Raw genomic sequence first — 19,720 nt, 5'->3', positions numbered from 1 at the left:
CCACCCTCGGGTGGCCTTGTTGTTGTGAGCATCACGCCTGCGGCAACTGGTAGCAGCGGGCAAACTCGGCGGGGGGCAGCGGGCGGCTGAACAGGTAGCCCTGCAACCGGTCGCAGCCGGCCTGCACCAGCCACGCCTGCTGCTCTTGCGTCTCCACCCCTTCGGCGGTGATCTTGATGCCGAGCTCGTGGCCCAGCCCGATGACGGAGCGCACGATGGCGGTGGTGGCCTGGTTGGTGACCAGCTCCTGCGTGAAGCTTTTGTCGAGCTTGAGGGTCGCTACCTGCAGCCGTGGCAGATAGGCCAGACTGCAGTAGCCGGTGCCGAAGTCGTCGATGGCGAGCTGAAAGCCCGCCTCGATCAGGCAGGCCAGGTTGCTCTCTATCTCGTCGGCGTTCTCCATCAGCACCCCTTCGGTGATCTCCAGCTCCAGCTGCCAGGGGGCGAGGCCGTGACGTTCGATGCAGGCGAAGATCTGCGGGCAGAGCTCGGGATCGCGAAATTGCAGCGGCGACAGGTTGATGGAGAGCACCAGATCCGGTGCATCGGCCTGCCAGCGGGCCAGCTGGGCGCAGCCCTGCTCCAGCATGTGGCAGCCGAGCAGGCCGATGAGCCCCAGCTCTTCCGCCAGCGGGATGAATTCGTCCGGCGAGATCATGCCGAGCTCGGGATGGGGCCAGCGGCAGAGCAGCTCGGCCCCGTGCAGCTGACTGGTGCGGGTGCTGATGATGGGCTGGTAGACGGCGGTCAGCTGGCCGGACTTGATGGCGAGCGGCAACTGGGCCGCGATGAGCTGACGACGCTTGAGCTTGGCATCGAGTTCGGGGTCGAACAGGGTGCAGTGCTGCTGCTGACGCTTGCCCTGGGCCAGGGCGGCCTCGGCGTGGCTCAGCAGCCGTTCGGCGTCGTTGGCCTTGCCGTGGGCGATGCCGAGGAACACCGGGATCTGGATCCTGTGCTCTTCCACCTGATAGGGGACCATCAGCGCCCCCTGCAGACGGCTGCTCCAGTTGGCCAGCGGCTCGTTCAGTTCGGGCAGCAGCATGGCAAAGTCGTCGGCGGCCACCCGGCACACCAGCGACTGGGGTGGGGCCAGTTGCTGCAGGCGACGGGCCACCTGGCTGAGCAGGCGGTCGGCGACCCGGATGCCGAAGCGATCGTTGATCTCGCGAAAGTGTTGCAGGTCGACCAGCACCAGGCTCGCCTTGCGGGCGCCGAGGTGACGGCTGGTCTGCAGAAAGTGGGAGAGCTTGAGTAGGCCGGTCAGGCTGTCGTAGTGCTGCTCCTGCTGCAATTGGGCCTGGGTGGTGCGCAGCCCGGTGATGTCGCGGCTCAGGGTGAGGATGCCGAGGGAGTTGCCCTCGTCGTCCGGCACCTCGACTCGGGTCACCTCCAGATGGCGGCCCTGGCCGTTGGCATCCACCAGGCAGTATTCACCCCGTCCCATCGGCAGTTCGGTGGAGAGGCGGTGAGCCACCCGCTGGCCGAGCGCCTCGCTGGCCGCCATCCCCATGAAGTCGAGAAAGGCCTGGTTGCAGTCGATCAGCAGCCCCTGATGGTCTTCCAGCCGGATCGGATCCGGGATGGCGTCCAGCAGGCGGCGTTGCAGCAGCTGCTGCTGGCGGAAGGTCTGCTCCAGCTCCTTGCGCTGATCTATCTCGTTGACCATGCCGAACAGGGCCACCGGCTTGCCCTGCTCGTCGTAGAGCGGGATCTTGTGGATCTCCATCCAGCTGGTGGCGTCGCCGTTGTTGCAGTGCAACTGCTGATAGAGCAGGGGTTTACCCTCCGCCAGCAGGCGCAGATCCTCTTCCCGAAAGATGTCGCCCCAGGGCATGTCGGCATCCGTCTTGCCGACGAGATCCGCCGGCAGCGGCAGACCCGCCTGCTCCGTGAAGGCACGGTTGGCAAACAGGTAGCGCCCATCCGTATCCCGGCAGAAGATATTCATGGGTAGCTGGTCGATGATCTGCTGCAGCAGGGGCAGGGTGAGCAAGGAGTTCACACAGACACTCACGGGGGAAATTTCGAGCAAATCTATGATAGCAGGCTGGTTTTGTAAAGCTTGGGTTAAGGCTGACTCATTTCTGCCGATCCCTGCTGACAGTCTGTGTCGCTGCCGCCATAATAGCCGCCGGTCGGCCGAGGGCCGGATTATATGGATGAGAGAAGCAGCATGAAAAAGATAGTGGGAGTAGCACTGGCCCTGTTGATGGCCGGTTGTGCCAGCGACAACAATGGCGGCGAGCAGTACAGCTATACCCCGCCGGTAGCCAAGGCGACCAACAACACCCAGGAGATGCAGATCCCGGTGGATCTGGTGTGGGCCCGCGCCGAGAAGTGGTTTGGCGATCATGGCCTTAACATCGAAAACAGCCAGCGTGGCTCCGGCCTGATGACCGCCAACGTTGAGAATTCGGCCGACGGTCTGGAGTGGCTGGATTGCGGTACCATGGGCTCCAAGGTCGCACTGGGCAACCCCAACCTGCAGATCAACCTGATCATCACCCAGAGCGGCAACAACAGCGTGGCCACCGTCAACGTCAAGGGCAACACCCAGCTCTACTTCGTCGAGTCCTCCGGCGAGCGGGTACCGGCTCCTTCCATCACTCCGGTGTGCGTCTCTCGCGGCAGCCTGGAACAGAGCCTGTTCTCCACCCTCGCCAACTAAGGTTGCGCCGAGTGCCAGCAAAAACCCCGTTGCCTGCAACGGGGTTTTTTGTTTCCGGCCTGGCGACAAGGGGCATGCGGGCCGCTGTTGATAGCCGCAAAAAGCAACCCCCGGCAGGGCCGGGGGCTGGATAGAGTCGGGTGACTCAGCGGGCGACGTCGCCGTGAAACAGCGTCTGCTCGCCGGCTTTGAGCACATACCCCTTCCACGGGAAGAGGGTGTAGCCGCTGCCTTGCCACGACCAGTTGCCCTCCGCCCCTTGGCGGGTGAGCAGGTGCTGCTCGCCGCTCGGCAGGGTCAGCTCGGCCTGGCTCTGATCGGCGTTGAACAGCACGAAGGCGCTGCCGGTCTGGCCGGCATCGGTCGGATTGAGCCTGATGCCCTGCTCGAACAGCCGCACGCACTGCCTGGTCAGGGCTGACCACTGATAGCCGGCACTGGCTCGGCAGCCGTGGACATCCTGATCATTGCCGACCAGGTGTTGTTCCGGAGTACTGCAGGCCGCCAGCAGCAGGGAGGCGGCCATCAGGGTCAAGGTACGCATGGTTACTCCTTGGCATCCCGCTCGATGACGATGTTGGAGAAGCCCAGCTCCTTGAAGTAGTTCTCCCGGTAATCCTTCACGCTCTTCTTGTCGCGACGGCATACCTGGGCCAGCTGCTCCTCCATGGCGTGGAAGCTGGTGAGATCGATCCCTTCGGCAGCGGCAATGGCATCGTAGATGCTGTTGAACTTATCGTTGGCGTAGCCGATCTCTTTGGTTTTCTTGCCGTAGGTGTAGGTAATCTTGAACGCCATGGCGTTATTCCTTTGCTTTGGCCTGCTTGCGCTGGACGTACAGGTAGAGGCTCTCGACCTTTTCCCGCGCCCAGGGAGTTTTTCGCAAGAATTTCAGGCTGGATTTGATGCTGGGATCCTGGGTAAAGCAGCGGATATTGATCTCCTGCCCCAGTTTCTCCCAGCCGTAGTGTTCGACCAGGGCGGTGACGATGGCTTCCAGCGTCAGCCCGTGCAGCGGGTTGTTCTTCTGGGAAGAGACGGGCTGATCGCTCATGCCTGCTCCGCCAGCTTGGCAAAGGGCTGACCCATGCGGGTGGTGACCCCGTTGGCCAGATGGGGCTCGAAACCGGCCAGCATACCCGGGCCAAACAGGCAGACGACTGTGCTACCCAGCTTGAACAGCCCCATCTCGGCGCCTTTTTGCAGGGTGATGGCCTCGTCGCCTGTGTAGTCCCAGCGCACCACCTTCTTCTCTTTGGTCGGCGCTATGTTGCCGGCCCAGATGGTCTCGATGCTGGCGACGATAGTGGCACCGACCAGCACCAGCGCCATGGGGCCGTGCGGGGTGCGGAAGGTGGCCACCACCCGCTCGTTGCGGGCAAACAGGTTGGGCACGTTCTCGGCGGTGAGCGGGTTGACGGAGAAGAGATCCCCCGGCACGAACACCATGCTCTCCAGCACGCCGTCCAGCGGCATGTGAATGCGGTGATAATCCTTGGGCGCCAGGTAGATGGTGGCAAAGTCGCCATCCTTGAACGGCGCCACCAGATCCTCATAGCCGCCCAGCAGCTCGCGGGCGCTGTAGTCGTGGCCCTTGGCCTGGATGATGCGACCCTGCTGGATCGGGCCGAGCTGGCTGACGGTGCCATCCACCGGCAGCGCCAGGGTCATGGCATCCTCGACCAGGGGGCGGATCCCCGGCTTGAGCTCGCGGGTGAAGAACTCGTTGAAGCTCTTGTAGTGGGCAGGGCTCTCGTGCAGCGCCTCGCTCATGTCGACCTGGTACTGCTTGATAAAGGCCTCGATCACCCTGGTGGTGAGGTTGCCCGCTTCGGCGGCGGCAAGCTTGCCCACCAGGCGGGAGAGGGCGTGTTTGGGCAGACAGTATTGACCGGCAATTTTCAGGTTGTCAGTAATGCTCATGTTCATCATCAACGTAGGTTAAAGGGTCACAGGCGTGCCTGTTGGCGACCGTGACGGGCTTCCTGCATGGTTTCCAGGATGCGGTGATAGTTGTGGAAGCGATCGGCGCTGATGGCGCCCGCTTCGACCGCGGCGCGCAGGGCGCAGCCGGGATCGTCCTTGTGGGTACAGTCGCGGAACTTGCAACCGCCCAGATAATCGCGGAACTCGACGAAGCACCAGGTGATACGGTCGGCCTCCAGATGCCAGAGGGCGAACTCGCGGATCCCGGGGGAGTCGATGAGATCGCCGCCGCTCGGGAAGTGGTAGAGCCGCGCCGTGGTGGTGGTGTGCTGGCCGAGCCCCGAGTTCTCGGAGATCTCGCCGGTGAGCACATCCAGCCCCGGCATCAGGGCATTGGTGAGCGACGACTTGCCGACCCCGGACTGGCCGACGAAGATGCTGATCTTGTCGGTCAGGGCGGCTTTCAGCTCATCGAGACCTTCGCCGCTCTCGCAGCTTACCAGCAGCACCTCGTAATTGAGCTTGCGGTAGGTTTCGAGCTGGCGCTCGATGCGGGCGCGGGCGGCATCATCGAGCATGTCGACCTTGTTCAGCACGATGAGGGGGCGGATCTCCACATCCTCGGCGGCCACCAGATAGCGGTCGACGATGTTGGTGGAGAACTCGGGCATCACCGCCGAGACGATGATGATCTGGTCGATGTTGGCGGCGATGGGTTTGACCCCGTCGTAGAAATCCGGCCTGGTCAGCACCGAGTGACGCGGGTGCACCGCTTCGATGACGCCGGCGGTCGCGGCATTGAGGCCGGGACGCCACACCACCTTGTCGCCGCACACCAGGCTGCTGATGCTGCTACGCCGCAGGTTGCTGCGGTGGATGGTGCCATCGCTAGCCTCGACGTCTGCATGCTGACCAAAACGGCTGATCACCACCCCTTCGATGGCCGGCCCGAACAGGGTGTCATCCACCTCTGTGGTGTGCTCTTTTTGCAGCCGACGCTCGCGGTTGGCCTGGACGCGCCTTTGTTGACCCAGATTGAGTTTTGCTTTCTTTGCCACTCGATTCGCCAGTTTATGAACAGATCCAAAGCCAGTATGATACATGCAAATTGGCAAAATTCCGCCATTCCTCCCAATAGAGAGAGCAATCATGACAGTCAGCGCGCAGAACCTGGTATGGATCGACATGGAGATGACGGGCCTTGACCCTGAAGAAAACGTGGTACTGGAGATTGCCACCATCGTCACCGACAAGGACCTGAACGTGCTGGCCGAAGGGCCGGTCATCGCCATTCACCAGAGCGACGAAGAGCTGGCCAAGATGGACGACTGGAACGTCAACACCCACACCAAGAGCGGTCTGGTGGCCCGGGTCAAGGCGAGCCAGCACGACGAGGCGAAAGCCGTTGCCGAGACCCTCGAGTTCATTCGCCAGTGGGTGCCGGAGCGCACCAGCCCGCTGTGCGGCAACAGCATCGGCCAGGATCGCCGCTTCATGGTCAAGCACATGGCTGATCTGGAAGCCTTCTTCCACTATCGCAACGTCGATGTCAGCACCATCAAGGAGCTGGTACGCCGCTGGCAGCCGGAGCTGCTGGATCAGTTCAAGAAGAGCGGTACCCACCAGGCGCTGGACGACATCCGCGAATCCATTGCCGAGCTGCAGTTTTACCGCAGTCACGTCTTCAAGATCTGACGCCCAGGCAAGGGATTGCCCCGCTCTGGTTGCTAAAATCGACAGTTCGACCAGCTTTTGAGCGAACGCGCGCAACCAGACAAAAAAGCCCTTGCAATTGGAATGACTGCTCTTATAATTCGGCTCCCGTACAGTAGCGCAAGCAACCAAATGCTGTACGGCCTGTTTTAAGGCAGTTGCGGGAATAGCTCAGTTGGTAGAGCACGACCTTGCCAAGGTCGGGGTCGCGAGTTCGAGTCTCGTTTCCCGCTCCAAATTCTGATGATGACACTGGTGAAAACCAGCCCGATGCGGGAATAGCTCAGTTGGTAGAGCACGACCTTGCCAAGGTCGGGGTCGCGAGTTCGAGTCTCGTTTCCCGCTCCAATCATCAGCCAGCCTCAAGACAATCTAATGTTGCGGGAATAGCTCAGTTGGTAGAGCACGACCTTGCCAAGGTCGGGGTCGCGAGTTCGAGTCTCGTTTCCCGCTCCAAAAATTTGTAAGTGATATTCCGATGCGGGAATAGCTCAGTTGGTAGAGCACGACCTTGCCAAGGTCGGGGTCGCGAGTTCGAGTCTCGTTTCCCGCTCCAATCACTTGCAGATGACATTCTGTTGCGGGAATAGCTCAGTTGGTAGAGCACGACCTTGCCAAGGTCGGGGTCGCGAGTTCGAGTCTCGTTTCCCGCTCCAAACAGTTTCTAGTAGATATGTGTAAGTGACATTCCGTTGCGGGAATAGCTCAGTTGGTAGAGCACGACCTTGCCAAGGTCGGGGTCGCGAGTTCGAGTCTCGTTTCCCGCTCCAATCACTTGCAAATGACATCCTGTTGCGGGAATAGCTCAGTTGGTAGAGCACGACCTTGCCAAGGTCGGGGTCGCGAGTTCGAGTCTCGTTTCCCGCTCCAATCTCTCTTCAAATTCAATCTCTTTTCCCCCAAGCTCACAGATCCAGTTTCTCAATACAATCGCTGCCACATTTAGTTGGTAGAGCATGATCCGCGCTTGCCAAGGCTGGGGTCGCGAGTTCGGGTCTCGTTTCCCGCTCCAATCTCTCTTTAAATTCAATCTCTTTCCCCCAAGCCCACAAATCCAGTTGCTCAATACAATCGCTGTCACATTCAGTTGGTAGAGCATGATCCGCGCTTGCCAAGGCTGGGGTTGCGAGTTCGAGTCTCGTTTCCCGCTCCAATATCTCTTCGAATTCAATCTCTTCCCCCAAGTTCACGAATCCAGTTTCTCAGCACAATCACTGCCACATCCTGTTGGTAGAGCATGATCCACGCTTGCCAAGGCTGGGGTCGCGAGTTCGAGTCTCGTTTCCCGCTCCAATCTCTCTTAGAAGTCCTCACCATCCATTTGAATTGCCCATTACATCGCGCTGCGATGATTTGTCGTATCCGGCGTTCAGCCAGATCAGATCCATGTTTGCTGTACTCGTGTCGTACACAAGGGCGAGAAGGGCTGTTGCTGCTGCGGGCAGGTTGATGATCGTGGCGGGGAAGGGGAAATGGCAGGCAAAAAAATAGGAGGGGCGATGGCTCCTCCTACCGGCTCACTGGCGCTGGCTTAGATAACGGTAACGTTCTCAGCCTGAGGACCTTTTTTGCCCTGGGTCACAGTGAACTGTACTTTTTGACCTTCAGCCAGGGTCTTGAAACCGGCGCTCTGGATGGAGGAGAAGTGAACGAAAACGTCCGGTCCCTGGGATTGCTCGATAAAGCCAAAACCCTTGGTCTCATTGAACCATTTTACTTGGCCGGTGCGAATGTCAGACATGTGGTAAGTCCTATCTATAACAAAATGAAACTAAGCCTGGTTGGGCAGCATTTGCCTAGAAAGCAGGGGTTGAAGCATGACTGACCACGTCAATTTGTCCCAGTAGCATGTAGCACAATCCCTGTCTAAAGCACAAACGATTGTACGTGAGCACGATCCCTTGTCAATTTGGCACTTTTCATTTTTTGAGCAAGCTAAAAATATTGTGAAGTCAGTAGCTTGTTTCACGGGAACCGGTCAAAAAAACGGGAGGCGCCAGGCCTCCCGTTTCATCACTCCTTGAGGGCGAACCCTTCGCCCTGTCGGTCATAGCGATAGATGGCCTGACCGTAGGAGCGGATCTCGACCCGCTGGATGCGGCGGGTGTCGTCCACCAGGATAAAGATGGCGCGGCCGGACTGCAGGCGGGTCAGCGGGCGATCCGGCCCTTCGATGGCAATGAGGCGGCTCAACTCGGCGCCCGGCAGCTCGAACTTGCGGAAGATGGAGTAGAGGGTTTCACCGGCCTGTACATCGTGTTGCAGCCAGGTGCCGTTGACCTTCTCTTCAACCGGTTTGGCCGCGGCGGGGGCATTGCCGCTGGCGCCGTTGCCCACGGTGAGGGCCTGGGCCGGTACGGCGATGGGCACCGTCAGCGAACCGGACGGTGCCGCCTTGGGTTCGGTCGGGGCGGGTTCCCAGGCCAGTACCAGCAGCCAGAGCGGGAGCAGGATCAGCAGCCCTATGGTGTGCTTGCGGGGCAGCGGGCTGGCCAGTTTGAACTTGCCAGTCCTGGGTTCCTGGCCGCGTTGGCCAAGTCCGCTCATGCCCTGGCCGATGCGTTGGCGCAGGGGCAGGGTAGCGGCATTGATACGATGGAGCAGGGATCCTTGTGATTCGTCTTGGCGACGCTGCTGGGCTCGTCTGTTGTGGCCACGGGGGCGACGGTCCGGGGTGGGCACGGCATTTACCTCTCACTACATTGCCTGCCATCAGGCAAATTCGTGCCTATGGTAAACGGACTCGCCCCCGAGGGGGAGAGTCCTGACCGTGAAAATTATCAGCTGAGACGAAATTGTCCCAACAATTGCTGTAAACGCTCGGCCGCCTGACGCAATGCCTGGCTGGCTTTGGCCGTCTCGGTGGCATCCTGGGCGATGTCGTTGGCCAGTGCGTTGGTTTTTGACAGATTGCCGGAGACGGTCTCGGAAACCGAGCTCTGCTCCTCGGCGGCGGAGGCGATCTGGTAGGTCATGTCGTTGATGGTGGAGATGGCCTGATAGATGCTGCCGAGCGCCTCTTCCGCCAGATCTGCTTCCCCCACCGCCTGATGGGTCAGCTGCTGGCTCTGGTTGATGGCGTTGACCGCGTTGGCCGAGCTGTGGCGGATCTTCTCGATCAGCTCCTGGGTATTCTGCACCGCTTGCTGGGTGTTGCCCGCCAGCTTGCGCACCTCGTCGGCCACCACCGCAAAGCCGCGGCCCTGCTCGCCGGCCCGGGCTGCCTCGATGGCGGCGTTGAGCGCCAGCAGGTTGGTCTGATCGGCGATCCCCTGAATGACGGTGAGGATGCTGGTGATCTGCTCGCTGTCGTGAGCCAGCCCTTCCACCACCTCGGCGCCCTTGCCAGCTTCGGCGGCCACCTTGTGCATCGACTGGATCACCTGCTGGAAGCGCACCTTGCCCTGATCCGCCGCGCCCTGAGCCTGTTTGGCGGAGTCGGCGGTGTTGTTGGCGTGGGTCGCCACCTCCTGGCTGACGTAGGACATCTCCTGCACCGCGGTCAGCATCTGTTCCATCTCCGCCTGGTGGTGCTGCAGGTTGTTGTCGGTCTGGCCGGCGATGCGGTCGGTGTCGCCGGCGTGACGGTTCACCTCGCTGGCGGTCTTGAGCACATCCCCCAGCAGCACCTGCAGCTTGTCGATGAAGCGGTTGATGCCCTTGGCCAAATCCCCCAATTCATCCTGGGACTGGGTATTGAGCCGCTTGGTGAGATCCCCCTCGCCATCGGCGATGTCATCCACCAGGCTCACCATCTGGCGGATGGGGCCTGTGATGCTGCGGGCAATGACCAGCATGGTGGCCAGCGCCAGCACCAGCACCACGACGGCACCCACCAGTTGCTGGGTCATGGCGGCCCGGTTCATGTCGCCCAGCTGGGCTTCCAGCTGATCGGCTCCGGCCAGTACCACCTTGTAGGGCAGGGTGACGATGATGGCCCAGTTGCGGCTCATGCCCGGCACCGCGATGGGTACCGAGATGCGAAACGCATCGGTGAGCTCCTCGCGCTGTACCTCGGGTTTGAGGTATTGCTGCCAGCCGTTGCCGAGCAGCTTGTCGGCGCGACTGCCGAGCAGGCTGGCATCCCCGCTGGTGCCGGTGATGACGCCGGCGGCGCTGACGATCAGGGTCTCGCCCTTGCCGTCATAGATGTTGCTGTTGAGGGACTGGGCCTGGCGGCTGATGGAGTCCACCGCCAGATCGAGGGCGGCTATCCCCTTGAACTGGCCGCCCACCATGATGGGGGTGGTGATGGTGCTCACCAGCACCTGCTGGCCGTTGATGTCCACCTTGAAGGGGTCGATGAGGCAGGAGCGCCCCTCCCGTTTCGGGCAGGCGTAGTAGTCGTTGGCCGGATTGCCGAATTCATCCGGATCGCTCTTCTCGATGGAGAGCAGCAGATCGGTGCCGATGCTCTCCTTGTCGCGATAGAAATAGGGTACGAAGCGCCCCTTGCTGTCACTGCCCAGCGCCGTCTGGCCGGCGAAGCTGGCATCCTGGCCGTCGAAGCCGTTGGGCTCGAAGCCGGCGAAGGCGCCGTAGAGCTGGGGTTCGAGGGCGAGCTGGGCCTTGAGCAGGTCGGTGGCCTGCTGGCGATCCAGCGGCAGCTTGCCCTCCTGCTGCAGGGCGAGGGCGCTGGCCATCTGCTGGGTATAGGAGAGCCCCTTTTGCAGCAGCTGGGTGATGGTGGCGGCCTCGGCACGGGCGTTGGCGCTGACCTTCTGCCAGGCCTCCTGCTGCAGGGCGGCGCGGCTGGAGCTGATGGTCAGCTTCTGGGTCTGTTGACCCGAGTACTGGTTGAGCAGGATCAGGATGACCAGGGCGGCGGTCATGGCGATCCCGGCCATCACCAGAATGCGATTCTGGATAGAACGGAACTGCATCGTCTCTTCCTTGTTGGTGAGCGTTATTTGAATATCGGCCGGAGGAGGCAGCTCTCCAACACTTTGCATAGCAAATAGGAAACGGGGATTTTGTTTTGCGATCCCCTTCAAACATCAGGTGGCAAGGGGGCGGACCGGTGCTTTGTTCCCCCTACTTTGGCTTGTGGCAGCGCCATGGTTTTCCCATCCGTCATTGTCGGTGCTAAAATGCGACGGTTTTTTTAACGAATTGGCCCAAGGCCCTCTACACAAGGCTTAAAGATGAAAGTCAAAACCCGTTTTGCTCCCAGCCCGACCGGCTTTTTGCATGTCGGCGGTGCCCGTACCGCACTCTATTCCTGGTTGTTTGCAAAGAACCAGGGCGGTGAGTTCGTGCTGCGTATCGAGGATACCGACCTGGAACGTTCCACTCAGGAGGCCATCGACGCCATCATTGAGGGCATGGAATGGCTGGAGCTGAACTGGGATGAGGGCCCCTACTACCAGACCAAGCGCTTCGATCGCTACAACGGCCTGATCGACGAGATGCTGGCTGACGGCCGCGCCTACAAGTGCTACTGCTCCAAGGAGCGGCTGGAAGCGCTGCGCGAAGGCCAGATGGCCAATGGCGAGAAGCCCCGCTATGACGGCAAGTGCCGCGATCACGCCCACGATCACCCGGCCGATGCGCCCCACGTCATCCGTTTCCGCAACCCCACCGAAGGTTCCGTGGTGTTCGATGACCACGTCCGTGGCCGCATCGAGTTCGCCAACACCGAGCTGGACGACCTGATCATCCGCCGTACCGACGGCGCGCCGACCTACAACTTCTGCGTGGTGGTCGATGACTGGGACATGGAGATCACCCACGTGGTGCGTGGCGAAGACCACATCAACAACACCCCGCGCCAGATCAACATCTACAAGGCGCTGAACGCGCCGGTGCCTGAGTTTGCCCACGTCTCCATGATCCTGGGTGACGACGGCGCCAAGCTCTCCAAGCGCCACGGTGCTGTCTCCGTGATGCAGTACCGCGACGACGGCTACCTGCCGGAAGCGCTGCTGAACTATCTGGTGCGTCTGGGCTGGTCCCACGGCGATCAGGAGATCTTCAGCCTGGACGAGATGATCAAGCTGTTCAGCCTGGACGCCATCTCCAAGTCTGCCTCCGCCTTCAACACCGACAAGCTGCTGTGGCTGAACAACCACTACATGCGCAGCCTGGATCCGACCTATGTGGCCAAGCATCTGGCCTGGCACATGGCCGACCAGAAGATCGACACCAGCAAGGGCCCGGCCCTGGCCGACGTGGTGACCCTGCTGGCCGAGCGCTGCAACACCCTGGTCGAGATGGCCGCCCAGAGCCGCTACCTGTTCGAAGAGTACGAGGCCATCGACGAGGCGGCAGCCAAGAAGCACCTGCGCGGCGTTGCCGCCGAGCCGCTGACCCTGGCCAAGGCCAAGCTGGCTGCCCTGGAAACCTGGACCACCGAAGCGCTGCACGAGCTGATTGAAGCCACTGCTGCCGAGCTGGGTCAGGGCATGGGCAAGGTCGGCATGCCGCTGCGCGTGGCCGTCACCGGGCTGGGTCAGTCCCCTGGCATCGACGCCGTGATGGCGCTGGTGGGCAAGGAGCGGGTTCTTGCCCGTATCGATCGCGCCCTGGCGTACATCGAAGCGCGTATGGCCGCCGAGTAAGCTTGCCGTCGCACATTGCCATCATCGGTCTGGGGTAATCTCTCCCCCGCCATCGACGCCGTGATGGCGCTGGTGGGCAAGGAACGAGTGCTGGCACGTATCGACCGCGCTTTGGCGTATATCGAAGCGCGCATGGCCGCCGAATAAGCGCCAACCATCGCTTGAAAAAGGGCTCCCGTGCGGGGCCCTTTGTTTTTGGTCAAGGGCCGGTTTTGTGACATAAAACAGCGAGATAGCTATGCCATTGCCGGTTAAATCGGCTAACTGCTTGAATTTTGACTAAACGCGCGAATCGCTGTTATTTTTGGGTTGACAGCAAAGCGGCCGGTGCCTATCATGCGCCTCCGTTGCCGGAGATAACTTTGGTAGCGCCGAGGTGAGTTGGGGTTATAGCTCAGCTGGGAGAGCGCTTGCATGGCATGCAAGAGGTCCGCGGTTCGATCCCGCGTAGCTCCACCAAATTCTCCTCGAACAATCTGGAATCCAAGGGGTTATAGCTCAGCTGGGAGAGCGCTTGCATGGCATGCAAGAGGTCCGCGGTTCGATCCCGCGTAGCTCCACCAGGTTCCTGATTGAAATGAAGTACCCAGGGCAGTGCGGTGTGTATCACCCAGGCCGACCTTTGTGGGGTTATAGCTCAGCTGGGAGAGCGCTTGCATGGCATGCAAGAGGTCCGCGGTTCGATCCCGCGTAGCTCCACCATTATTTAGGATGATTGGCCGCCAGAACCATTCATTCAGTACCGAATTTGGGGTTATAGCTCAGCTGGGAGAGCGCTTGCATGGCATGCAAGAGGTCCGCGGTTCGATCCCGCGTAGCTCCACCAAATTCAGAGTGACTCAACGTCACTCACACACATCGGGGTTATAGCTCAGCTGGGAGAGCGCTTGCATGGCATGCAAGAGGTCCGCGGTTCGATCCCGCGTAGCTCCACCATCTTTCGTAATGAAAGTAGAAAAGGCCACCGCACTGCGGTGGCCTTTTTGTTTTGCGCTCCGTTCACCGGTCGTACCGACGATCCATAAAAAAGCCCGCATCGCTGCGGGCTTTTGGCTTGATGGCAAGGGTCATCAGCCGTGGCGGCGACGCCAGGCCAGCGGCAACAGCGCCAGCAGCAGGGCGCCCATGGCACCACCACCGCCGTTGCTCTCCTCTTTCAGCTTGAGGTCGACGATGATGGGGTCGTGGTCGGAGGCACTGAACGGATTGTCCGACTTGATCATGTCGCCGGTGAAGTCCCGGCCGTACTCGAACAGGTTGCTCTCGAACGAGTTGATGTGCCAGTCGGCCACGGCGATCACCTTGCCTGCCAGCGCAGGGTTGGCGAGGGCATAGTCCAGGGTGCCGAGCTCGGCTTCGTAGCTGTAGGAGATGGCCTTCTCCTTGTTGAACTTGACGTTCATGTCCACCAGGCCGTAACTCTTGGCCACTTCGCTGCCGGTCTGCTCAAAGACCTGGTCGCCAAGGAAGGTCTGGGAGGCTGAGACTATCTTGCGCTGGCCGTCGGTCGGCACATAGTCAGTCAGCACCCGGATCGCATCTTCCCGGGCGTAGGAGTTGAAGTCGCCCACCAGTAGCACCTGGCCGGGCAGCTTGCTCACCGCCTCGCCCAGCACTTTGGCGGCGCTGACCCGGAACTCGGTGCACTTGCCCTGCAGATCGGCCGGCTCCTTGCCGTCCAGGTTCTCCAGGCAGCCTGAGCCCTTGGATTTCAGGTGGTTGACCACCAGGGTCAGCGGATCCTTGCTGCCCTCGACGGTGAAGGTCTGCACCAGGGAGTCACGCTGGGAGGCCTGTTTCTCGACCCCTTTGGCATCCAGGTATTTCTGTACCGGCAGGGTGATGACGTTGGCATCCCCTTGCGGGGTCAGCTTGGCCGGCCGGTAGAGCATGGCCACCATGATGGCGTCGCCACCGAAGTAGTGCTCGCCCTGCAGCAGCGCCTTGGGCAGGGTGACGAAGGCGTACTGCTTGCCCGCCTCTTTCTGCTGGGCGTTGAGGGCCTGTACCAGATCGCTGATGGCGGAGTGGCTGTCAAAGCCGTTGTTTTCCATCTCCATCAGGCCGAGCAGGTCGGCATCCATCTCGGTGATGGCGTTGACTATCTTGGCGCGCTGCTTCTGGAAATCTTCCAGGTTCTTGGCGCCGCGGTTGCAGCCCTTGGCGCTGTCCGCATCCGCCTGATCCTTGCACAGCACATTGAGGGCACCGCCCACGCTGGAGTGGCTGGTGAAGTAGTTGAGCACGTTGAAGCTGCCGACGCGCAGATCGGTGCCGTCGGCACGGGCCGGGGCGCTCTGGCGGTCGTTGTCGCTGGTGCGCAGCAGATCGCCGGCGGTAATCACCTGATCCTGTGGCACGATCAGTCGGTACTCGTTGTAGCTGTAGCCCACCATGGCGTCCAGATTGACCGGGGCATCGCCGATGCGCAGGTAACCCTGCTCCGGCTCCCAGGCCGGCAGCCAGGGCAGTTTGCCGTCGGCGGCCTTGAAGTCCGATTCGAGGAACACCCGGTTGCCGGCGTTGGCCTTGGCCAGCGCCTTGGCGGCCTTGCTGTCGGCGTCGTGCAGCTGGGTCGGCTTCATCAGCGGCGCCTGGTGAGAAAGCACCAGGTTGTTGCGTCGGGCGGCGTAGTCATAGCTGAAGTTGCGGCTGATCTTGAGCGCGCTGTCGGCATCGAGGCGTACCCGCATCCCTTCGTGGCGCTCCAGTGCCCGGGCCAGGGTCTCGTTTTCCAGCACCCGCAGCGGGATGGCGGCCGGGGCTGTGCCTTGGGCGATCACCTGCAGGCGCGCGGTGCCGTTGTCAGTCATTGGCTTGAGCTGGGTGTGGCCGTAATACTCCTCGACCTTGGCCTCCAGGCAGACTTCGGCGCCCGGCTTGATGTCCGGATACTTGCTGGCGAAGTTTTTGTCGTTGAGGTAGACGAAGATGCCGTCCGAGGTCTGGGGGTTGCCGTCGCCCTGCACATCCAGCAGGTAGAACCCCTTGTTGAGGCTCTCGCCCAGACCCGAGACCACCGCCTTGACCATGACGCTCTGGGGGCTTTCGAACTTGTCGGCGGGAATGAGCGGGCTCTTGTCACCGCTGCCCTGAATGACCGGGATCGGGGTGAGGTCGCTGTCGGCCGGGCAGCTGAAGCCAGCGGCATAGACGGACGGAGAGGCGAGCGCAATCCCCACGGCCAGCGACAGCAGGGTACGTGTTCCTTTCATATCTGTTCCTTTTTTATTTTTTGCCAGTGTTTCCATAGCCTTGGCGCATCGGCCAAGGGCGCGCATTGTCACATTTCTGGCATGTCGTACCAGTGAGCCAACGCACATTACGGGGATACAAATGAGGGCAATGCCGGTTTTTTTGACTTGGCTAACAGCATGAAACTAATGACAAATTTGTTATTTCATCCGATTGGCGAAAATGTGATCCCGCTGGCATCCACATATTTTTCCTCGAGAATGAAGATTGAGACTCGGCTGGTTGATTCCTATACTCGGCTTGTTCCTCACGGAACCCAGGTAAAGGGCAAACCGGCCGAGACGCCGGGACGCAATGCCTCCGGTCTTCAGATCGTGCGATCCAGATAGCGGGGCTTCCCAGGGTGAGGGTGACGTTTGTGGCAGGTCCATTGCCAGTTGTCTGCGCCCATCACGCAGGTTGCGCTTGTGCTTTGCCTTGGAGACCAATGCCAAGACAAAACAAGGAAGATAACAATATGCAACAGACCCTAAGGCCCAGCAGGCTTGCCATGCTGGTGGCTTTGGCTGCCATGCCCGCCTGGGCACAGGCCGCTTATCCCGCCTATCAGGCCGGTACCGCCTACAAGGCCGGCGACATCGTCAGCAACGTCGGCAATCTCTATGAGTGCAAAGAATTTCCCTACTCCGGCTGGTGCGGGGCCTCGCCCTATCACTATGAGCCAGGTGTCGGGGTCGTCTGGGCGGATGCCTGGAAACTCTATGGCGGCGAGGTGCCACCCCCGGCGCTCGGCGTAGCTGTCAGCTCGCCGGCTTCCGGCGCCAGTGTCAACGAAGGGGCCAGCGTCGCGCTGGCGGTGACCCTGAGCGGCCCGGTGACGGCGCTGGTCAAGGTCGAGTACCTCATCGACGGCACCCTGGTCGCCACGGCGAGTGCCTCGCCCTGGAACGGCAGCTGGCGTGCCGCCGGTGTCGGCGCCCACGCCCTCAAGGCGCGAGCGCTGGATAAAGACGGCAAGGTGCTGAGCGAAGCGGATTCCAGCTTCAAGGTCGCCGCCGTGGTGGCGCCAGAGGCGCCCAAGGTGAGCATCAGCAGCCCGGCCGCCGGCGCCAAGGTGACCCTGGGTCGCAGCGTGGCGGTGAGCGGCAACGTCACCGATGCCAACGACGACGTCGCCAAGGTCGAGTTGTTCGTCGATGGCAAGAAGGTCGGGGAGGACACCAGTGCCCCCTGGCAGGTGAACTGGACGCCCCAGAGCAAGGGGCTGGCCGGCCTCAAGCTGGTGGCGACCGACAAGGAGAACCTGAGCGGCGAATCGGCCCAGGTCGACGTGCAGGTGGAAGAGGCCGCCTTGCCGCCCACCGGTGGCAACCTCTCCTGCGATATCCGTCAGATCTACCGCCCGGACGGTTACGAGTGCATGGGGGATGATCACGCCCGCCGGGTCATCGGCTACTTCACCTCCTGGCGTACCGGCAAGAACGGCTTGCCCTCCTACCTGGTGAGCGACATCCCCTGGGACAAGATCACCCACATCAACTACGCCTTCGCGGCGGTGGACGAGCAGAGCCACACCATCAAGGTGGACGATTCGGCGACCAAGATGACCTGGGACGGGGTGCCGGGTGCCGAGATGGATCCTGAGTTCGCCTACCAGGGCCACTTCAACCTGCTGTCGAAGTACAAGAAGCAGTATCCGGACGTGAAGACCCTGATCTCGGTGGGGGGCTGGGCCGATACCCGCGGCTTCTATACCGCCACCACCAAGGGTGACTGCTCGGTCAACACCGACGGCATCAACGCCTTTGCCAACTCGGCGGTGAGCTTCATCCGCCAGTACGGCTTTGACGGGGTCGACGTGGACTACGAGTATCCCACCTCCATGAAGGATGCGGGCAACCCCAACGACTTCCCGCTCTCCAACCAGTGCCGCGGCAAGCTGTTTGCCAACTACAAGGTGCTGATGCAGACCCTGCGCAGCAAGCTCGACAGCGCCGGCAGCGAGGATGGTCGCAAGTACATGCTGACCATCGCCTCGCCGGCCTCGGCCTACCTGCTGCGCGGCATGGAGAACTTCCAGGTCACCCAGTACCTCGACTACGTCAACCTGATGACCTACGACTTCCACGGTGCCTGGAACAACTTCGTCGGTCACAATGCCGCCCTGTTCGACAACAAGGCGGATGCCGAACTCGCTCACTGGGGCGTCTATACCCAGAGCCAGTTTGGCGGCATCGGCTACCTCAACGCGGCCTGGTCTGCCCACTACTTCCGTGGCGCCCTGGCGGCCGGCAAGATCAACGTGGGCGTGCCCTACTACACCCGCGGCTGGCAAGGGGTCAGCGGTGGCACCCACGGTCTGGGCGGCAAGGCAGCCCTGCCGAGCCAGAGCGATTGTCAGCCGGGCACCGGTGGCAGCACCATTCCGTGCGGCAACGGGGCGGTCGGCATCGACAATATCTGGCACGATCTCGACAAAAACGGCAAGGAGATCGGCGGTGGTGCCGTGCCCATGTGGCATGCCAAGAACCTGGAGAACGCCGCCAGCCTGGGTATCACCACCATGCCGAGCTACGGCCAGGCCTGGGGTCTGGATCCCAACAACCCGGCTCACGTGATGCAGGGCAAGTACGTGCGTTACTACGATGACAAGGCGCAGGCGCCTTGGCTGTGGAACGAAGAGAAGAAGGTGTTCCTCTCCACCGAAGATGAAGAGTCCATGGGCCACAAGCTCGACTACATCATCAAGCGGGGCCTGGGCGGGGTCATGTTCTGGGAGATGGCGGGTGACTACGCCTTCGATCCGGCCAAGAACGAGTACGGCATGGGGGATACCCTGACCACGCTCGCCTACGACAAGTTCGCCAAGGCGACCAAGTACGACACCAGGCAGAACGATCTGGCGGCGCCAACTGCCCAGCTCGACATCGCGGTGAGCCTCTCCGGCTTCAAGGAGGGGGATTCCAACTACCCGATCAACCCGACCCTGAAACTCACCAACAACTCGACCCAGACCATTCCGGGCGGTACCCGCATCGAGTTCCTGGTGCCCACCTCCACCTCCGACACCATCACCGACCAGAGCGGGATGGGGCTGAAAGTGGTGGAGAGCGGCGGCAACCAGAACTCCGATGGCATCGCGGGCGAGAAGGACTTCCACAAGGCGGCCTTCACGCTGCCGACCTGGAAGGCGTGGGCGCCGGGCAGCGACGTGGAAGTGGCGATGACCTACTATCTGCCGGCCGCCGGTGTACCGAGCGGCATCCGCATCATCAGCGGCACCCAGACTGCGGGTCTCAAGGCCGAGTTCCCGACTTTGCCGGAGGCCGTGCTGGGCAGCAGTGGCGGCGGTGAGAACCCGGGCGGTGCCACCTGCAGCAGCCAGAACGTCAATCCGGCCGCCTACAAGGCCTATCCGACCTGGCCGCAGGGGGATCATGCCAACGGTGGTGATCGTATGACCAACAACAAGGCGGTCTGGCAGGCCAACTGGTGGACCAGCAGCGAGCCCAAGGCGGGCGATGGCAGCTGGAAGCTGGTGTGCAGTTACTGAGTTGTCCAAGCTGCCGCACCAGCAGCGAGCTCAGAGCGGGCGATAGCTGCTGGAAACTGGTATGCAGCTACTGAGTTGTCCAGGCTGCTGTACCAGCAGCGA

The 19,720-nt window shown here is 61.4% G+C and carries 15 protein-coding genes, 12 tRNA genes and 1 riboswitch; of the genes, 17 read left to right on the top strand and 10 right to left on the bottom strand.

All coding sequences use genetic code 11. The features are described 5' to 3' along the window. Positions 1-31: 31 nt before the first annotated feature. Complete coding sequence (locus AB5Y98_RS05745; protein ID WP_042007430.1) at positions 32-2,005, bottom strand: bifunctional diguanylate cyclase/phosphodiesterase; 1,974 nt, start codon at positions 2,003-2,005, stop codon at positions 32-34. 171 nt (positions 2,006-2,176) lie between these two features. Here AB5Y98_RS05745 and AB5Y98_RS05740 point away from each other — a divergent pair, with 171 nt between their 5' ends. Further along, positions 2,177-2,671: a hypothetical protein gene (locus AB5Y98_RS05740; protein WP_368231486.1), complete on the top strand. Its 495-nt coding sequence runs from the start codon at positions 2,177-2,179 to the stop codon at positions 2,669-2,671. A gap of 145 nt (positions 2,672-2,816) precedes the next feature. On the opposite strand, the gene AB5Y98_RS05735 is transcribed toward AB5Y98_RS05740, so the two are convergent. From AB5Y98_RS05735 to rsgA, 5 genes are read right to left on the bottom strand one after another with little or no spacing between them, the layout of a single operon-like run. Further along, complete coding sequence (locus tag AB5Y98_RS05735; protein WP_010633005.1) at positions 2,817-3,215, bottom strand: hypothetical protein; 399 nt, start codon at positions 3,213-3,215, stop codon at positions 2,817-2,819. 2 nt (positions 3,216-3,217) lie between these two features. Then, positions 3,218-3,469, bottom strand: coding sequence for a DUF2960 domain-containing protein (locus AB5Y98_RS05730; RefSeq protein ID WP_042007433.1), 252 nt, complete (start codon positions 3,467-3,469; stop codon positions 3,218-3,220). A 4-nt stretch (positions 3,470-3,473) separates the two neighbouring features. Next, positions 3,474-3,725 carry a VF530 family DNA-binding protein gene (locus AB5Y98_RS05725; RefSeq protein ID WP_017763973.1) on the bottom strand — a complete coding sequence of 84 codons (252 nt, stop codon included), beginning with the start codon at positions 3,723-3,725 and terminating at the stop codon, positions 3,474-3,476. Then, positions 3,722-4,594: an archaetidylserine decarboxylase gene (gene asd / locus AB5Y98_RS05720; RefSeq protein WP_017763974.1), complete on the bottom strand. Its 873-nt coding sequence runs from the start codon at positions 4,592-4,594 to the stop codon at positions 3,722-3,724. The genes AB5Y98_RS05725 and asd overlap by 4 nt, the downstream gene beginning before the upstream one ends. A 26-nt stretch (positions 4,595-4,620) precedes the next feature. Continuing rightward, complete coding sequence (gene rsgA, locus AB5Y98_RS05715) at positions 4,621-5,655, bottom strand: small ribosomal subunit biogenesis GTPase RsgA (RefSeq protein WP_041202860.1); 1,035 nt, start codon at positions 5,653-5,655, stop codon at positions 4,621-4,623. Between the two features lie 91 nt (positions 5,656-5,746). Between rsgA and orn the strand changes: the two genes are divergently transcribed. From orn to AB5Y98_RS05675, 8 genes are all read left to right on the top strand, one after another. Next, positions 5,747-6,292: an oligoribonuclease gene (orn, locus tag AB5Y98_RS05710; RefSeq protein WP_201992303.1), complete on the top strand. Its 546-nt coding sequence runs from the start codon at positions 5,747-5,749 to the stop codon at positions 6,290-6,292. Between the two features lie 178 nt (positions 6,293-6,470). Further along, a tRNA-Gly gene (locus AB5Y98_RS05705) sits at positions 6,471-6,546 on the top strand. 36 nt (positions 6,547-6,582) lie between these two features. Further along, positions 6,583-6,658, top strand: a tRNA-Gly gene (locus AB5Y98_RS05700). A 32-nt stretch (positions 6,659-6,690) separates the two neighbouring features. Next, positions 6,691-6,766, top strand: a tRNA-Gly gene (locus AB5Y98_RS05695). Between the two features lie 24 nt (positions 6,767-6,790). Continuing rightward, a tRNA-Gly gene (locus AB5Y98_RS05690) sits at positions 6,791-6,866 on the top strand. A gap of 24 nt (positions 6,867-6,890) precedes the next feature. Then, positions 6,891-6,966, top strand: a tRNA-Gly gene (locus AB5Y98_RS05685). Positions 6,967-7,004: 38 nt separating this feature from the next. After that, positions 7,005-7,080 (top strand) — tRNA-Gly (locus AB5Y98_RS05680). A gap of 24 nt (positions 7,081-7,104) precedes the next feature. Next, a tRNA-Gly gene (locus AB5Y98_RS05675) sits at positions 7,105-7,180 on the top strand. Between the two features lie 661 nt (positions 7,181-7,841). On the opposite strand, the gene AB5Y98_RS05670 is transcribed toward AB5Y98_RS05675, so the two are convergent. The 3 genes from AB5Y98_RS05670 to AB5Y98_RS05660 form a co-directional block, all read right to left on the bottom strand. Then, on the bottom strand, positions 7,842-8,051 hold the full coding sequence (locus tag AB5Y98_RS05670) for a cold-shock protein (RefSeq protein WP_005297820.1): 210 nt from the start codon (positions 8,049-8,051) through the stop codon (positions 7,842-7,844). Between the two features lie 272 nt (positions 8,052-8,323). Further along, positions 8,324-8,992, bottom strand: coding sequence for a LysM-like peptidoglycan-binding domain-containing protein (locus AB5Y98_RS05665; protein WP_054545473.1), 669 nt, complete (start codon positions 8,990-8,992; stop codon positions 8,324-8,326). Positions 8,993-9,090: 98 nt separating this feature from the next. Further along, positions 9,091-11,193, bottom strand: a complete 2,103-nt coding sequence (locus AB5Y98_RS05660; RefSeq protein ID WP_368231485.1) for a methyl-accepting chemotaxis protein — start codon at positions 11,191-11,193, stop codon at positions 9,091-9,093. 261 nt (positions 11,194-11,454) lie between these two features. On the opposite strand from AB5Y98_RS05660, the gene gltX reads away from it, so the two are divergent. From gltX to AB5Y98_RS05625, 7 genes are all read left to right on the top strand, one after another. Then, complete coding sequence (gltX, locus tag AB5Y98_RS05655) at positions 11,455-12,870, top strand: glutamate--tRNA ligase (protein WP_368231484.1); 1,416 nt, start codon at positions 11,455-11,457, stop codon at positions 12,868-12,870. A 15-nt stretch (positions 12,871-12,885) separates the two neighbouring features. Further along, entirely contained in the window at positions 12,886-13,017 is a 132-nt protein-coding gene (locus tag AB5Y98_RS05650; protein WP_230599180.1) for a glutamyl-tRNA synthetase, read from the top strand. 236 nt (positions 13,018-13,253) lie between these two features. Continuing rightward, positions 13,254-13,329, top strand: a tRNA-Ala gene (locus AB5Y98_RS05645). Positions 13,330-13,357: 28 nt separating this feature from the next. Further along, positions 13,358-13,433: transfer RNA gene (locus AB5Y98_RS05640), tRNA-Ala, on the top strand. Positions 13,434-13,496: 63 nt separating this feature from the next. Beyond that, positions 13,497-13,572 (top strand) — tRNA-Ala (locus AB5Y98_RS05635). 48 nt (positions 13,573-13,620) lie between these two features. Further along, a tRNA-Ala gene (locus AB5Y98_RS05630) sits at positions 13,621-13,696 on the top strand. 34 nt (positions 13,697-13,730) lie between these two features. Further along, a tRNA-Ala gene (locus tag AB5Y98_RS05625) sits at positions 13,731-13,806 on the top strand. Between the two features lie 134 nt (positions 13,807-13,940). On the opposite strand, the gene AB5Y98_RS05620 is transcribed toward AB5Y98_RS05625, so the two are convergent. Further along, positions 13,941-16,085 carry an ExeM/NucH family extracellular endonuclease gene (locus AB5Y98_RS05620; RefSeq protein ID WP_368231483.1) on the bottom strand — a complete coding sequence of 715 codons (2,145 nt, stop codon included), beginning with the start codon at positions 16,083-16,085 and terminating at the stop codon, positions 13,941-13,943. A gap of 296 nt (positions 16,086-16,381) precedes the next feature. After that, positions 16,382-16,467: riboswitch (cyclic di-GMP riboswitch) on the top strand. A 148-nt stretch (positions 16,468-16,615) separates the two neighbouring features. On the opposite strand from AB5Y98_RS05620, the gene AB5Y98_RS05615 reads away from it, so the two are divergent. Next, positions 16,616-19,618 (top strand): glycosyl hydrolase family 18 protein, encoded by a 3,003-nt coding sequence (locus AB5Y98_RS05615; RefSeq protein ID WP_368231500.1) that lies wholly within the window; start codon positions 16,616-16,618, stop codon positions 19,616-19,618. Positions 19,619-19,720: the final 102 nt, after the last annotated feature.

This window comes from Aeromonas sp. s3 (assembly GCF_040907805.1).
Taxonomy (GTDB): domain Bacteria; phylum Pseudomonadota; class Gammaproteobacteria; order Enterobacterales; family Aeromonadaceae; genus Aeromonas; species Aeromonas dhakensis.
The sequence above is the reverse complement of the archived record's forward strand: the minus strand, read 5'-3'. Positions and strand labels throughout refer to the sequence as shown.